This window comes from Breoghania sp. L-A4 (genome assembly GCF_003432385.1).
Classification (GTDB): Bacteria; Pseudomonadota; Alphaproteobacteria; order Rhizobiales; family Stappiaceae; genus Breoghania.
The window spans coordinates 1,699,814-1,714,653 of sequence record NZ_CP031841.1; the positions used below are offsets into that span (position 1 = coordinate 1,699,814).

Below are 14,840 nucleotides of genomic sequence, written 5' to 3' on the forward strand. Positions count from 1 at the left end.
CCCGATACACATTGGAGTACGGAAACCGGAGGTTTCGATGACACGGACACTGTCGCAGCTCGTTTTGGTCACTCTCTTCGCGGTGCCACTCGCGGCGGCGCCCGCACTTGCCGCGCGTCCCGATGTCCGGCGCATGACCTGTGCCCAGGCCCATGACATGGTTCTGGACCGAGGCGCGGTGGTGATGACCACCGGCCGCTTCACCTACGAACGGTTTGTCTCCCACCAGCGCTATTGCGACAGATGGGAAACGGTCGTGCCGGCGCTTGCCGCGACGCGCGACAAGCCGCAATGTCTCGTCGGCTATATCTGCGAGGAGCCGCTGTTCCGCGGTTTCGGCGACTGACGCATGGATGAGCGCGGACCGCGCGGCTGAGACAAGAGGGGCGCATGGGCGACGGGCGCAGGCGGAGACTGCCGATTGCTTGGGTTGTGGGCGGCGCGTTCACGGCGCTTCTCGGCGTGTCCATTGCCGTCGTTGTGGGCCTGTCGATGCAGGCCAATTTCTCGAACACGTTTTCCCTGCTCAACGACAAGGCGGTGCTGATCGCAGACAGCCTCGAGTACCGGCTGCGCGCCAATCTCGATCCGGTGGCGGAAACCGTACAACGCCTCGGCGGGCTGCATGAGGCGGGCGCATTCGAGCTTGCCGACAAGGAGAGGGTGCTGTCGTTTCTGACCGGGGCGCTGGCGGCTCATCCGGGCATTACCGCGCTGCTGGTTCTCGATATGGACGACCGCGAGCTGTCCGCCGTGCGCACGAGCGACGGCTCCATCGAAGCCGAGGGATGGTATCCCGTGCCGGCGGAGCGGCGGCGTCAGTATCCCGTCGATGAGGTGCGCGCCGCCTCCGGCCCCACGTGGGGGCCGCTGGTTACCGTGCCCGAGGGGGTGTTTACCAACGTCACGGTGCCGCTGAAGCGCGCCGGAGAGATCATCGCCTATCTGACGGCGGCGACCTCCATCGACTTCCTGACCGACATCGTCACCGAACTGGATACCGGGCCGGAGATGTCCAACTTCATCCTTGCGCAAGGGGCGCAGGTGCTGGCGTTTTCAGATCTCGAGCCGCTGCGCCGGGCGTCGCCCGAAACCGAGATCCTTCTGCCGCTGCCGGTGGACCGCTTCGCCGACCCGGTATTGCGGGCGATGGCGCAGGCCCCGGTGCTGGAACGCTTCAGCCAGGCGCAGGCCGAAGGCGTCGATGTGCGGCATATCGAGGCGGGACGCGAGGACTACATCCTCATGTCGCGCGCGCTGCCGGGCTACGGTCCGCACGACTGGATCATCGGCGCCTATTTCCAGCGCGCCAGTCTCGGAGGCGAGGTCCGGCGGATGATGATCTCCGGCATCGCCGGCGTCGTGGCGCTGATCGTCGCAAGCGTGCTCGCCTTATGGCTGGCGCGGACGCTGTCGCGGCCGCTGACCCACATCGCGACCCAGTCGCGGCGGGTGGCGGCCATGGAGATCGATGACGTCCAGCCGCTGCCGCACAGCCGGATGGCGGAGATCGACCAGCTTGCGGTGGCCTTCAACGCCATGGTGTCGGGCTTGCGGGCGCTGAACACCTACGTGCCGGCGTCGCTGTTCCGCAAGCTGATGGGACTGGGCATGGCGGAGGCCGCGCGCTCGCGTGAGGCGGAACTGACCATGCTGTTCACCGATATCGCCGGCTTCACCACCCAGTCCGAGGCGATGAGCGCAAGCGAGGTGGCGCGGTTTCTCAACGGACATTTCGCGCTGTTGGTGCGCGCGGTGGAGGACGAGGACGGCACCGTCGACAAGTTCCTCGGTGACGGCATGCTGGCGTTCTGGGGCGCCCCGGACGAACGCGCCGATCATGCGGACGCCGCGGTACGCGCGGCCCGCGCGATCGTCAAGGCGCAGCACGCGGCCAATGTCGCGGCGCGCGCCGCGGGCGAAACGCTCACCCAGCTTCGCATCGGCATTCACACCGGCCGTGTGGTGGTCGGCAACATCGGCGCCTATGACCGGGTCGACTACACCATCGTCGGCGACGCGGTGAACGTCACCCAGCGGCTGCAGGATTTTGGCCGCATTGTCGGTCCGCATGACGAAACCGTTGTGCTGGCCAGCGGGGAGACCGTCTCGGCCCTCAATCTGAAGGTGCCGCGCGCCTCGATCGGCCAGCATCACCTGCGCGGTCGTGGCTCGGAAATCGACGTGTGGCGGCTTTTCTCCCGGGATATTCAAGGCGAAGGCTGACTCCACACCGCCGCGAGCGGGCCATTCACGGCATCAAACGAACGCTCGCGTGTTGCTCATGGGCGCCGCAAGGCCGTCGTCTCGGTGCTGGTTCGAGCCGGTTGGCGGGGCTTTGTTCGCCCCGCTCCGCCGGTCATGACGCAAATGGAGGGCCGCCGCCGTCACGGCTTGTCATATTCACAGAGGCAAGCGATGTTAAATCGATCTTGTTTCTACATCTGAATTTGCTTTTCGTGTCCGATGTGTCGCCTATAGTGGCTGGGATACTCTTCGGTTGGAGGCGCGCTTTGGATATCGTCACGCTCGACGATTTGACGGTGGAGTTCGATACCCCGGAAGGTCTGGTGCGCGCCGTCGACGGCGTGTCCCTGTCGATTCCCGCCAACCGGACCCTGGCGCTGGTGGGCGAATCCGGCTCGGGCAAGAGCGTGATCTCGCAGGCCATCATGGGGCTGCTGCCCGCCAATGCGCGGATCGCGTCCGGTCACATTCATTTTCGTGACACGGGGCCGCGATGCGCGGTCGGGACCGGGGCGGGTGTTGTGCCCGGGGCGCCGGCCGGCATGCCGACCGGTATGGATGTGGGCCGGGAGGTCGACATCGCCGCCTTGAAGCCCGACAGCGCCGCGATGCGCGCCATCCGCGGCGACCGCATCGCCATCATCTTTCAGGAGCCGATGACCTCCTTGTCGCCGCTGCACACGATCGGCGACCAGATCGGCGAGGCGATCGAACTGCACCGGGGACTGTCGCGGCGAGAGGCTGCCGAAATCACCCGCGACATGCTCAAGCTGGTTCAGTTCCCGCATCCCGAGCGGGCGCTGGACACCTTTCCGTTCGAGCTGTCCGGCGGGCTGCGCCAGCGCGCCATGATCGCCATGGCGCTGGTCTGCCGGCCGGCCTTGTTGATCGCCGACGAGCCGACAACCGCGCTCGATGTGACCATCCAGGCGGAAATTCTAAAACTCATCAAGGACCTGCAGGGCGAGCTTGGCATGTCCGTGCTGATGATCACCCATGATTTTGGCGTCGTCGCCAATGTGGCGGACGAAGTGGTGGTGATCTATCACGGCCGGATCATGGAATCGGGCTCGGCGGAAGATCTCTTCAACAAGCCCTCCCACCCCTATCTCAAGGCCCTGATGCGCGCCGTGCCGCGTTTCGACATGGCGCCCGGCGAGCGATTGGTGCCGATCCGGCCCGTGACCGCCAAGGTCGAGGCGCTGCATGCGCGCCGCCCCGCCAACTGGCGCGGCGAGCCGGGCACACCGCTGGTGCGGCTGGACAACGTTTCCAAGATCTATCAGTTGCGCAAGAGCGGCCTTTGGGGCGGCGAAGTGCGCACCATCAAGGCGATGGACGCCGTCAACCTGACGATCAGACGCGGCGAATGCCTGGGACTTGTGGGCGAAAGCGGCTCCGGAAAGACCACCACGGCCAAGGCAATCCTGCGCGCCATCGGCGTGGAAGGCGGCCGCATCGATTATTTCGTGAACGGCGAACCGAAGGATATGGCGACGCTGCAGGGCAAGGACCTGAAGGCCTTCCGCCGCCGGGTGCAACTGATCTTCCAGGATCCGTTCTCCTCGCTCAATCCGCGCATGACGGTCAACGATATCCTGATGGAGCCGCTGATCATCCATGGCATCGGCTCGTCGGCCGAACGCGCGCAGCGGGTGCGCGATCTGGTGGAACTGGTCGGTCTCGATCCGCGCTTCCTGCGTCGTTACCCGCATTCGTTCTCCGGAGGTCAGCGCCAGCGCATCGGTATCGCCCGGGCGCTCGCGCTGGAGCCGGAATTCGTGCTTTGCGATGAGCCGGTCTCGGCGCTCGACGTGTCCGTTCAGGCGCAGATCCTCAACCTTCTCAAGGATCTGCAGAAGGAACTCGGGCTGACCTACCTGTTTGTCAGCCACAACCTGGCCGTCGTCGACTATATCGCCGACCGGGTGGCGGTGATGTGCAAGGGCCGGCTGGTGGAGCTGGGGCCGACGCATGAGGTGGTTGCCAGCCCGATCCATCCCTACACGCGCGCGCTGCTCAAGGCGGTGCCGGAGCCGAGCCTCGACGACCGGCTGGATCTGGAGGGCATTTCCGCGTCGATGATTTCCGATCCCGCGCAGTGGCGCGAGCCCTACAGGATCGTCGGCGACACGGCGCCGACGCTGGTGGAAATGGCGCCGGGGCATTTCGTCTGCGCGCCGGGACTTGCCAGCGCCACCGTCGATGCCGTGGGCCGCGAACATGCGTCCCAGCGGTTCTGGAATGAGAACACGGAGGGTGTGGCATGAGGCTCCTCACGGCCTTCGCCGGAATGGCGCTCGCCCTTTTAATGCTTGCGCAGTTTCCGGCGCGCGCGGAGATCATCACCGATCCCGCCCCGCTGCCGGTGCCGCGCCTGGCAGAGACCGAGACGCTGGGCCGCACGCACCCCAGCATCAAGCTGCCACCCGTCGCCGAACGGCTGCCGCTGGAGCCGCTGGTCGTCGATCTGGAGGCGAAGGGCCGCGAGCCGGGGCACCACGGCGGCGATCTGCGCACGCTGATCGGGCGGACCAAGGACGTGCGGCTGATCACCGTCTGGGGTTATGCAAGACTGATCGGCTACGACACGGACCTGACGCTGCACGCGGACATTCTCAAGTCCGTGGAGGTGGAGGAGGGACGCACCTTCACCCTGCGCCTGCGCCGCGGTCACAAGTGGTCGGACGGCGCGCCCTTCACGTCCGAGGATTTTCGCTACTGGTGGCAGGACATCGCCAACAACGAGCATCTGAGCCCGTCGGGCCCGCCGAAGTTCATGCTGGTCGAAGGCCGAAAGCCGGCCTTCGAGGTGATCGACGAGGTGACGGTGCGCTACAGCTGGCACGCGCCCAACCCGCTGTTCCTGCCATCGCTTGCCAAGGCGCTGCCGCCGTTCATCTACCGGCCGGCGCATTTCCTCAAGCGGTTCCACGAAAAATACGGCGACGCGGATGACATCGCCGAGATGGTCGCGCGCAAGAAGGTTCGCTTCTGGGCGTCGCTGCACAACGACCGCGACGAGATGTACCGCGCCAGCGACGCGGAGCTGCCGACGCTGCAACCCTGGATGGTGGCGCCGCACAACTCCAAGCAGCGCCAGGTGCTGATCCGCAATCCCTACTTTCACCGGGTGGATACCCAGGGGCAGCAACTGCCGTATATCGACCGCGTGGTGATGACGGTTGCCAACGCGCGGCTGATCGCCGCTAAGACCCAGGCCGGGGAGAGTGATCTGCAGGCGCGCAACCTGGCGTTTTCCGACATCACGGTGCTCAAGCGCGGCGAGGAGGAAAGCGGCTACACCACGCGGCTGTGGCCGATCGCCAAGGGCGCGCACATCGCGCTGCTGCCCAATCTCACGGTGCGCGACCCGATCTGGCGCACCCTGATGCGGCGGCCGCGGTTCCGTCACGCGCTCTCGCTGGGCATCGACCGGCGGATGATCAACCGCGTGCTGTATTTCGGTCTGGCGGCGGAGAGCAACGATACGGTGCTGCCGCAAAGCCCGCTGTATGAGCCCTATTACCGCGAGGCCTGGACGCAATTCGATACAGTGCTCGCCAACACGCTGCTGGATGAACTGGGCCTGACCAAAAGGCGCGGCGACGGCATCCGGCTGCTTCCCGATGGCCGGCCACTGGAGATCATCGTCGAGACGGCGGGCGAGAGCCAGGAGCAGCTCGACGTGCTGGAGCTGGTTGCCGAGACATGGCGCGAGATCGGCATCGCGCTGTTCCCCAAACCCTCGCAACGTGAGGTGATGCGCGACCGGGCTTTGTCCGGCGCGCTGGTCATGTCGGTGTGGTACGGGCTGGAAAACGGTATCCCGACGGCGGACATGCCGCCAGATGACCTGGCGCCGGTGACGGGCGAGGCGCTGGTCTGGCCGGCCTGGGGCGACTATGTGGAAAGCGGCGGCCAGTCGGGCGAAGCGGTGGACTACCCGCCGGCCAAGCGGCTCCTGACGCTCTACAACGCCTGGCTGGGCTCCGACACCCATGACAAGCGCCGCATGATCTGGGAGGAGATGCTGCGCATTCATGCCGACGAAACCTTCCGTATCGGTCTGATCGCCGCCGTGCGTCAGCCGGTGGTGGTGTCCGACAAGCTGCGCAATGTGCCCGAGGAGGGCATCTACGGCTGGGACCCGGGGGCGCATTTCGGCATCCACCGGATGGATGAATTCTGGTTTGACGAGGGCACCGGCACCGCGAGCCTGAAGGACGGCGCGCGCGGGCCGGAAACGACAGTCTCGGCCCTGCAACGGACACCCGCAGCGGACATGGGAGAACGGCGCTGATGCTCGCCTATGTGTTTCGCCGCATCCTGGTGATGATCCCCACGCTGCTGGTCATTTCCTTCCTGACGTTCCTGATCATCGAGCTGCCGCCCGGCGACTTCCTGTCGAACCAGATTTCGCAGCTGCGCGCGCAGGGCGAGGAATCGGCCATCGCCAAGGTGGAGTTCCTGCGCAGCGAGTTCGCGCTCGACCGGCCGTTCTTCGAGCGCTACCTGATCTGGCTCGGCGCCTGGTCGGGGCCGCACGGATTTGACGGGATGCTGCAGGGCAACTGGGGCTGGTCGTTCGAGTACAACCAGCCGGTCTCGGAGGTCGTGGGGCCGGCGTTGCCGCTCACCGTGGTGCTCAACATGGTGACGATCCTCTTCGTCTATGTGGTGTCCTTCCCGATCGGCATCTATTCCGCCACCCGCCAGTACAGTTGGGGCGATTATGGCTTCACGCTGCTGGGCTACATCGGACTGGCGACGCCGAATTTCCTGCTCGGGCTGATCCTGCTGTATCTGGCCAACCGCTGGTTCGGGCTGGCAATCGGCGGGCTGATGGATCCGCAATTCATCGGCCAGGCGTGGAGCATGCCCAAGGTGATGTCGGTGCTGGGGCACCTGATCGTGCCGACCATCGTCATCGGCACGGCCGGAACGGCGGCGATGATCCGCCGGCTGCGCGCCAACCTGCTCGACGAGCTGCACAAGCAATATGTGGTCACCGCGCGCGCCAAGGGGCTGTCCGAGAACCGCCTGCTGGTCAAATATCCGCTGCGCATGGCGCTCAATCCGTTCATTGCCGACATCGGCAACCTGATCCCCTCGCTGGTGTCCTCCTCGGTGATCGTCTCCGTGGTGCTTAACCTGCCCACCGTCGGCCCGGTGCTGCTTGACGCGCTGCAGAGCCAGGATCAGTTCCTGGCCGGCTTCATCCTGCTGTTCGTGGCGGTGCTGACGCTGGTCGGCATGCTGATTTCCGACCTGCTGCTGGCGGTGCTCGACCCGCGCATCCGTCTCGGCGGGGGGTGTCCGCATGAGCGATCCGACGGTCGACACTTCCGCGCAGGGCGCGCGGCCGGGTCCGCCCCACTATGTCAATCCCGCGCCCTTCGACCCGCTCGAGCGCGAACAGCTGACGCGCGAGCAGGAACGCTACTTCCAGTCCTCGCAATGGCGCATCATGTGGCTGAAGTTCAAGCGCCACAAGATCGCCGTATGGTCGGCGGTGCTGCTGGCGCTGTTCTATCTCTGCGTGCCGTTTGCCGAGGTGATCGCGCCCTATACCGCCAGCCAGCGCGACAACGAGCATCTCTACGCGCCGCCGCAGGGCGTGCATCTGTTTCTCGACGACTGGACGTTCGTCGGCCCCTTCGTCTATGGCACGGAGGCGAGCGTCAATTTCGAGGAGCTGAAGTGGGACTACGCGGTCCTCAAGGACCAGGTTCAGCCCATCCGCTTCTTCTGCAACGGCGAGCCCTATCAGTTCTGGGGGCTGTTCGAGGCGCGATTCCATCTGATGTGCGCGGCGCAAGGCGGCACGCTCTATCTGCTCGGCACCGACCGGCTGGGGCGCGACATGTTCTCCGGCATCGTCTACGGCGCGCGGCTGTCGCTGACCGTCGGCATCATCGGCGTGGCCATCGCCATGGTGTTGGGCGTGACGCTGGGCGGCATCGCGGGTTATTTCGGCGGCTTCGCGGACAGTCTCATCCAGCGGGTCATCGAGATCCTGCGCGCGCTGCCCGAACTGCCGCTGTGGATGGCGCTGTCGGCCGCGCTGCCGGTCACATGGAGCCCGATCTGGATCTATTTCGGCATCACGGTGATCCTCGGGCTGCTCGACTGGCCGGGGCTGGCGCGCGCGGTGCGCTCCAAGCTGCTGTCGCTGCGCGAGGAGGATTACGCCAAGGCCGCGGTGCTGATGGGCGCCAAGCCCTCGCGCATCATCGGCCGTCACCTGCTGCCCGGCTTCACCAGCCACTTGATCGCCAGCGCCACACTGTCTATCCCTCGATGATCCTCGGCGAGACGGCGCTGTCGTTCCTCGACCTGGGGCTGCGGCGGCCGGCGGTCAGTTGGGGCGTGCTGCTCAACGAGGCGCAGAACATCACGGTGGTCACCATTTATCCATGGCTGATGGCGCCGGTGATCCCGGTGGTCCTGGTGGTGCTGGCCTTCAATTTCCTGGGCGACGGTCTGCGCGACGCGGCCGATCCCTACAAGTAGCGACAAGGACCTGCACGGGCATGGCGAAGAACGCGAGCACGGCTGCCGAATGGGACGCGGAATACCGGAAGGGCCGCTGGGACTTCCTCGGCTCGCTGACCGAGAGCGGCCGCTCGGGCATTCTCGCAAGCTGGCTGGCGGAAACCGGAACGCACACCAGCATTCTCGATGTCGGCTGCGGCGAGGGCGTGTTCTACCGCCACATCGCGCCGCTCAAGCCCGAGCATTACGTCGGCATCGACCTGTCGCCGGAATCCTTCACGAAATCCGGCATCGATCCCGCGCCGGGCCGCTTCGAGGCGGCCGACCTGCACACGTTTGAGCCGCAGCCGGGCGAGACGTTTTCCGCGGTGGTGTTCAACGAGGTGCTGCATTTCTGCGAGGACCCGGCGGCGCAGTTCGAGCGCTACAAGGCGTTCTTGCGTCCCGGCGGCGTGATCGCCGTCTCCATGTATGCCCCCAACCGCCCCGACAGCGGCGCCAACAGGATCATCAAGCGCCTCTGGGACGCCACCGACGGCGCCGACTGGGAGGTTTTGGACGATCTCTCGCTGACCAGCGGCGCCAAGAACGTGACATGGAAGCTCAGGCTGGTGCGGCCGGTTTGAAAGGGGGGCGAAAGCTGGCGACGCACGCAACCGCGCGTCTCGCATGCTACGAGCTAATGGCCTGGAGGATCGCCTGCCAGTTTTGCTGGCCGCCAAGGACGCGCAGGACCATGACATGGTCGTCGTCAACAGTGTAGATTATCATATGGCTTTTGTGACTGTGGATGCGCACCGGAGGATCGAATTCCGTCCTCTCGCGCGCCATCTCGGGTGTCGCGGCCAGCGTCTCGAAGGATCGCGCCAGTTCGTCGATGTAGGTGTCCGCCTGATCGAGCGACCATGTCTCCGCAGTGTAGCGCCAGATGTCGTCGAGATCGCCGAGAGCTTTCGGGCCAGCCGGTATTGCATTGGCTTACCGGACGACATGCCGATCGCGCATTCTCAGCTTGAAGGCGCTCGCATCGAACGGTTGCGGGTCCCCACTTTCGACGCCTTCGGTTATTGCTGCCTGAAGGATGCCGATCGCATGATGCCGCTCCTGGTCCTTGCGGATCAGATCACGCACGTAGTCGCTGGCGTTGCTGTATCGGCCGCGGACTGTCTGATCTTCCACCCACGCCTTCATCGCGTCGGGCAGGGAGACGTTCATCGTTGCCATGGACTGCGCTCCTTTCGGGGATCACGATACAACGGAATGACAAATGATGTCAGGCGCTATGGCAAATATTGCCATAGCGCGCTTGCCGCTTGCCGGATCTTTGACGCTCAACCGTTCTCGCTGTCGAGAAGCACCTGAACCTTTTCCAGCAACTCCGACCGGTGGTAGGGCTTGTTCAGCAAGGTCGTACCGTCGGCCATCTTGTTCTTGTCGATGACGACGTTCTCCGCATAGCCGGTGGCATAGAGCACCTTGATCGCCGGGTTCAGGCGGAGTGCTTCCTCGGCAATGGCAACGCCGTTCATGCCGCCTGGAAGGACGACGTCGGTGAACAGCAGATCGACCGGTCGATCGCTCTTGAGGATCTCGATGGCCGCCTCGCCATCCTCCGCCTCGACAACCTCGTAGCCGCCCTCGGTTCTCAGAATGCGGACGGGGATCTCCCGGACGTTGGGGTCGTCCTCGACGACGAGGATGCGCGCGGACGTACGGGTGACCTCAGGCGGCTCCACGCCGTCCACCTCATCGGTCGCGGATTTTTGGGCGCGCGGCAGATAGAGTGTGACGGTTGTGCCCTGATCGACTTCGCTCGAGATCGTGATATGGCCACCGGACTGCCGGATCAGGCCGTAGACCATGCTCAGGCCGAGGCCGCTGCCTTCACCCACGTCCCGGGTGGTGTAGAAGGGCTCAAACGCATGCTCCATGACCTCCCGGGTCATGCCGTGACCGGTGTCGCTGACCGATAGTCTGACGTAGTCTCCCGGTGTCACGTCCTCGTGCTGACTGGTGTAGGCCTTGTCGAGCGTCGTGTTGACCGCTTCGATGGTCAAGGTTCCGCCGTCCGGCATGGCGCTGCGCGCGTTGATCGCGAGATTGAGAAGAGCGTGGTCGAGCTGTGGCCCGTCGACCCATGCGCGCCAGAGGTCGTCGGCAGCCTTGAAGTTGTAGACGATCGTCTCCCCAAGCGTCAGGCGAAGCATGTCCTCGAGCTGGCCGATCAGCGCTTCGACGTCTGTGCTCCGTGGAAACAGGGTTTGCTGGCAGGAGAAGGCGAGCAGCCGCTGGGTGAGCGAGGCGGCGCGGTCAATGGTTTGCTTGAGCTTCTCGATCCTGTCCCGCGCCAGGCGGTCCTCACGCATGTCGGACTCGATGATCTCCGCATTGCCAAGCATCACCGACAGCATGTTGTTGAAATCGTGCGCAATGCCACCCGTGAGCTGACCGATCGCTTCCATCTTCTGAGCCTGGCGAAGCTGTTCCTCGGAGCGCTTTTGGTCGGTCAGGTCCTGCACCAGGGACGCCACGCCGATGGTATGGTTATTCCGGTCAACGATGGGCGTGTTGTACCAAACACAGAATATGGTCTTCCCATCTTTCGTGATATTCGCGTTCGCGCTTCGGCTTCCCTCCTGGTTTTCCAACAAGACGCCGTAGTAATTCTTGATGTCGTCCCGGATCTCGGCAGGCACAATCAAGTCACTGGCGCGCCGGCCAATGGCCTCTTCGGCGGTGTACCCAAATATCCTTTCCGCTGATTTGTTCCATTCGGTGCAGCAGAAGTCGCGGTCCCATGAGATGGCGGCCAGGGGCGTGTTCTGAATGTGAAGGGCGCGTCTCGCCTCGCTCTCCGTCAGCGCGTTTTCGGTTTCAATGCGATCGTCCAGATCCTTGAGCAGCATTCCAAGGATTGCGGTGGCGGGCGCGAACGTGAGGACGTACGGAACCGCCAGATGTTCCATGACGCGTTGGGCAATCTCCGCAGGCAGTTGCGTGAACAGAAGGACCGTTGCGATGTGCACGATCAGCCCGAAGACCAGAAGCTGAACGATTCCGACCTTGACCAGACCCTTCCTGTGGAGGTGCCGATAAGCAAGGCCGAGCGAGACGCATATGATGACGGTGCCGACGCCCACGTAGACGCCGCTGCCGCCAAGCCAAATACGGTATCCGGCCGCAATAAGCGATGCGATGACGCCGACGATCGGGCCGCCGAACAGTCCCGACATGCTGATGACGACGGAGCGGGCGTCAAAAATCACTCCGGGGGTCATTTCGATGGGCAGCATCATCCCGATGATGCAAATGCCCCCGAACAACACGCCGGACAAGATTTTCTGACTGGTTTCGCCCAGCCGCCTCAAATGGAGAACGAGATTCTGCAACTGACTCAGAGCGAGGAGAAGGGCTACGCCTTTTATGAGCTCGAGAATCATGATCCTGGGCACGCCGGATTGTTGGGCATCAAGGGGATTAAAGCACAGATAAATGTGTCAACCGCGTATAGTGGTATCTGCTTTGGTATACTACCTACGTATTTCCCCAGCGTCCGCAAACGCAGCCTTTTGGCCGTCTGGCGCCAAGTTCCCGCCAAGGCGCACGGGCATGGCGAACACGACGCTTTCCTCTTCATCCGCTGGCAAAGCCCGCCCAGGAGCGTTCCGGGGCGGGCCTTGTTGTCATCCGTTTCGCGCTGTCTATTTTGCGACCTTGGAGATCTCGCCGGAGGCGAGTTTGCCCTGGTAGTCCTTCAGCAGCGCCTTCACCTTCGGCATCAGCATGTACAGCCCGATGATGTTGGCGATGCCCATGGCGAAGATCATCGCGTCCGAGAAGTCGATGACGGGGCCGAGGCTGAGCGACGAGCCGATGACCACGAAGACGCAGAAGATGGACTTGAAGATCAGCTCCTTGGTCTTCCCCTCGCCGAACATGTAGGTCCAGGCCTTCAGGCCGTAGTAGGACCAGGAGATCATGGTCGAGAAGGCGAACAGCACGGCGGCGATCGCCAGCAGGTAGCCGAAGCCGGAGAAGCTGGACTCGAAGGCCCGCGATGTCAGGGCGATGCCGGTGACGCCGTCGCCGGCGACCCAGGAGCCGGTGACGATGATCACCAGCGAGGTCATGGTGCAGATCACCACGGTGTCGATGAAGGGCTCCAGCAACGCCACGTAGCCCTCGGTGACCGGGTGGGTCGTCTGCACCGCCGAGTGGGCGATGGAGGCGGAACCGATGCCGGCCTCATTGGAGAATGCCGCGCGCTTGAAGCCCTGGATCAGGGCGCCGACGATGCCGCCGGCGACCGCTGTCGGTGCGAAGGCGCCGGTGAAGATCGAGGAAACCGCTTCGGGAATGGCGCTGAAGTTCATCGCGATGATGATCAGCGAGGAGCCGACATAGAGGATCGCCATGCCCGGAACGATCTTTTCCGTGACCCGTGCAATCGACTTGATGCCGCCGATGATCACGAAGCCGACGATGGCGGCCATGATCAGGCCGAACAGCCAGCCCTTGCCTTCGAAGAAGGGAATGATCGAGGAGATCTGGGCGAACGACTGGTTGGCCTGGAACATGTTGCCGCCGCCGAGCGCGCCGCCGATGCAGCAGATCGAGAAGAAGATCGCGAGGAACTTGCCCAGTGCTGCCTTGCCGTCCTCGGAAAGGCCCTTGGACAGATAATACATCGGTCCGCCGGACACGGTGCCGTCGGTGTATTCATTGCGGTATTTCACGCCCAATATGCATTCGGTGAATTTCGACGCCATGCCGAGCAGGCCGGCGAGGATCATCCAGAAGGTGGCGCCCGGACCGCCGAGATAGACCGCGACGCCGACGCCGGCGATGTTGCCCAGGCCCACGGTGCCCGAAAGCGCGGTGGCCAGCGCCTGGAACGGCGTCACCTCACCGGCGTCCTTGGGGTCGAAATAGTCGCCGCGCACCAGCTCGATCGAGTGCTTGAAACCGCGAAACTGGATAAATCCGAAATAGACCGTGAAGACGGCGGCGGCGACAACCAGCCAGCCGACGATCAGCGGAAACTGGGTGCCGAAGACCGGCACCGAATAGAACACGAGGCTGACAATCGGATTGACGATCGGGGCGACGGCGTCGCTGATCGCCTGGTCAATGCTGGATTGCGCGTGCGCGAATTGGGTCGTCAGGAGCAGGCTCAAGGCCGCTGTGAGGATGCGTACGGACATTATTGTCCCCCTGGATACGGATTATTGAAAATCGATCATCAAATGGAGCGTCGCCGCCCTAGGGCACGATCGTTACCGGGACGGGCGAACTCTGCATCAGGTTGATGGCCATGCTGCCGAGAATCCGGTTCGCCAGGGCGGACGCCCCCTTGCGCCCGACGACAATCTGGGACGCGCCGGTGCTCTTGGCGATCTTGCACAACAGATCGGCGGTGTCGCCGTGCCGGGCCTCGCTGGTGACCGCCTGTCCGGCCTTGGCCAGCGCGTCGACGGTGGGCTGCAGCAGCTCCTGCGCGCGCGACAGCTCCTGCTCGCGCCGCATGTGCCGCTCCGCGAGTTCTTCGGGGAGTGGAAACTGTAGGGCGACCATTCCAGCACATGCACGAGGTGCAGGGCGGAGCCACTGCGATCCGCGAGGGCCTTCGCGAAGTCCACTGCCCGTTTCGATGCGTCCGAGCCGTCGAAGCCGACGACGATGGTATCGGTCATTGCAGTCCTCCTGAGTGCGCCGTCGTTTCGCAGGCAGATGGAAGGATAGTCTCGCGAGCTTCAAGTGACGCGGATGCAATTTGCGCGAAAGAACGGATATCAGATCAAAATTGATCCTTCCGTTGAGCAGCATAGGGGCAAAGTCCGCTTGCCGGCTCAGAGATACGTATAAATTCGTGAAAATCGTTACGTCAGGGCGTGACGTTGTGGAAAACCGGCTTCATGTCCCGTTGCGTAAGCGCGGTGGACAGGGCAATGCAGTCCCGGATTTATGAAACCGGAGGGCTCGAGTCCCGCGCGGCGCAGAGGATCGCAGGATGTTTGCTTTGGGAGTTGGCGTGGGCGCTGGTCAGGATGCCCGGGCCGACGTTATGGAGATCGCCGGCCTGACGGGACATGCGT

General features: G+C 64.0%; 10 protein-coding genes and 3 pseudogenes. 7 read left to right on the forward strand and 6 right to left on the reverse strand.

The window, feature by feature from the left end:
- Positions 1 to 37 precede the first annotated feature (37 nt).
- The 7 genes and pseudogenes from D1F64_RS07900 (at position 38) to D1F64_RS07930 (ending at position 9,371) form a co-directional block, all read left to right on the forward strand.
- The gene (locus tag D1F64_RS07900; RefSeq protein ID WP_117411994.1) at positions 38 to 346 is read left to right on the forward strand and encodes a hypothetical protein; all 309 of its coding nucleotides are present in this window, start codon (positions 38 to 40) and stop codon (positions 344 to 346) included.
- A 44-nt stretch (positions 347 to 390) separates the two neighbouring features.
- Positions 391 to 2,226, forward strand: coding sequence for an adenylate/guanylate cyclase domain-containing protein (locus D1F64_RS07905; RefSeq protein ID WP_117411995.1), 1,836 nt, complete (start codon positions 391 to 393; stop codon positions 2,224 to 2,226).
- A 287-nt stretch (positions 2,227 to 2,513) separates the two neighbouring features.
- Entirely contained in the window at positions 2,514 to 4,517 is a 2,004-nt protein-coding gene (locus D1F64_RS07910; RefSeq protein WP_117411996.1) for an ABC transporter ATP-binding protein, read from the forward strand.
- On the forward strand, positions 4,514 to 6,550 hold the full coding sequence (locus D1F64_RS07915; protein WP_205470698.1) for an ABC transporter substrate-binding protein: 2,037 nt from the start codon (positions 4,514 to 4,516) through the stop codon (positions 6,548 to 6,550). The genes D1F64_RS07910 and D1F64_RS07915 overlap by 4 nt, the downstream gene beginning before the upstream one ends.
- Positions 6,550 to 7,560, forward strand: a pseudogene (locus D1F64_RS07920) (ABC transporter permease); the annotation flags it as partial. The gene D1F64_RS07915 and the pseudogene D1F64_RS07920, both read left to right, overlap by 1 nt.
- A gap of 10 nt (positions 7,561 to 7,570) precedes the next feature.
- Positions 7,571 to 8,763 (forward strand): annotated as a pseudogene (locus D1F64_RS07925) (ABC transporter permease).
- A gap of 20 nt (positions 8,764 to 8,783) precedes the next feature.
- The gene (locus D1F64_RS07930) at positions 8,784 to 9,371 is read left to right on the forward strand and encodes a class I SAM-dependent methyltransferase (protein WP_117414498.1); all 588 of its coding nucleotides are present in this window, start codon (positions 8,784 to 8,786) and stop codon (positions 9,369 to 9,371) included.
- A 46-nt stretch (positions 9,372 to 9,417) separates the two neighbouring features.
- Here D1F64_RS07930 and D1F64_RS07935 read toward each other — a convergent pair whose 3' ends face one another.
- From D1F64_RS07935 to D1F64_RS25045, 6 genes and pseudogenes are all read right to left on the reverse strand, one after another.
- Positions 9,418 to 9,714, reverse strand: coding sequence for a type II toxin-antitoxin system RelE/ParE family toxin (locus D1F64_RS07935; RefSeq protein ID WP_117411997.1), 297 nt, complete (start codon positions 9,712 to 9,714; stop codon positions 9,418 to 9,420).
- Positions 9,715 to 9,723: 9 nt separating this feature from the next.
- Entirely contained in the window at positions 9,724 to 9,969 is a 246-nt protein-coding gene (locus tag D1F64_RS07940) for a type II toxin-antitoxin system ParD family antitoxin (RefSeq protein ID WP_117411998.1), read from the reverse strand.
- 107 nt (positions 9,970 to 10,076) lie between these two features.
- Entirely contained in the window at positions 10,077 to 12,185 is a 2,109-nt protein-coding gene (locus D1F64_RS07945; RefSeq protein ID WP_117411999.1) for a LytS/YhcK type 5TM receptor domain-containing protein, read from the reverse strand.
- Positions 12,186 to 12,446: 261 nt separating this feature from the next.
- Complete coding sequence (locus tag D1F64_RS07950) at positions 12,447 to 13,949, reverse strand: alanine/glycine:cation symporter family protein (protein WP_117412000.1); 1,503 nt, start codon at positions 13,947 to 13,949, stop codon at positions 12,447 to 12,449.
- Between the two features lie 58 nt (positions 13,950 to 14,007).
- Positions 14,008 to 14,319, reverse strand: coding sequence for a universal stress protein (locus tag D1F64_RS07955; protein WP_205470699.1), 312 nt, complete (start codon positions 14,317 to 14,319; stop codon positions 14,008 to 14,010).
- Between the two features lie 35 nt (positions 14,320 to 14,354).
- Positions 14,355 to 14,438, reverse strand: a pseudogene (locus D1F64_RS25045) (universal stress protein); the annotation flags it as partial.
- Positions 14,439 to 14,840 lie beyond the last annotated feature (402 nt).

Excerpts from the sequence above, each read along its gene's own strand:
- D1F64_RS07900 (WP_117411994.1), top strand. The coding sequence starts at position 38 with ATGACACGGACACTGTCGCAGCTCGTTTTGGTCACTCTCTTCGCGGTG.
- D1F64_RS07905 (WP_117411995.1), top strand. The coding sequence starts at position 391 with ATGGGCGACGGGCGCAGGCGGAGACTGCCGATTGCTTGGGTTGTGGGC.
- D1F64_RS07915 (WP_205470698.1), top strand. The coding sequence starts at position 4,514 with ATGAGGCTCCTCACGGCCTTCGCCGGAATGGCGCTCGCCCTTTTAATG.
- D1F64_RS07930 (WP_117414498.1), top strand. The coding sequence starts at position 8,784 with ATGGCGAAGAACGCGAGCACGGCTGCCGAATGGGACGCGGAATACCGG.
- D1F64_RS07940 (WP_117411998.1), bottom strand. The coding sequence starts at position 9,969 with ATGGCAACGATGAACGTCTCCCTGCCCGACGCGATGAAGGCGTGGGTG.
- D1F64_RS07945 (WP_117411999.1), bottom strand. The coding sequence starts at position 12,185 with ATGATTCTCGAGCTCATAAAAGGCGTAGCCCTTCTCCTCGCTCTGAGT.
- D1F64_RS07950 (WP_117412000.1), bottom strand. The coding sequence starts at position 13,949 with ATGTCCGTACGCATCCTCACAGCGGCCTTGAGCCTGCTCCTGACGACC.
- D1F64_RS07955 (WP_205470699.1), bottom strand. The coding sequence starts at position 14,319 with ATGGTCGCCCTACAGTTTCCACTCCCCGAAGAACTCGCGGAGCGGCAC.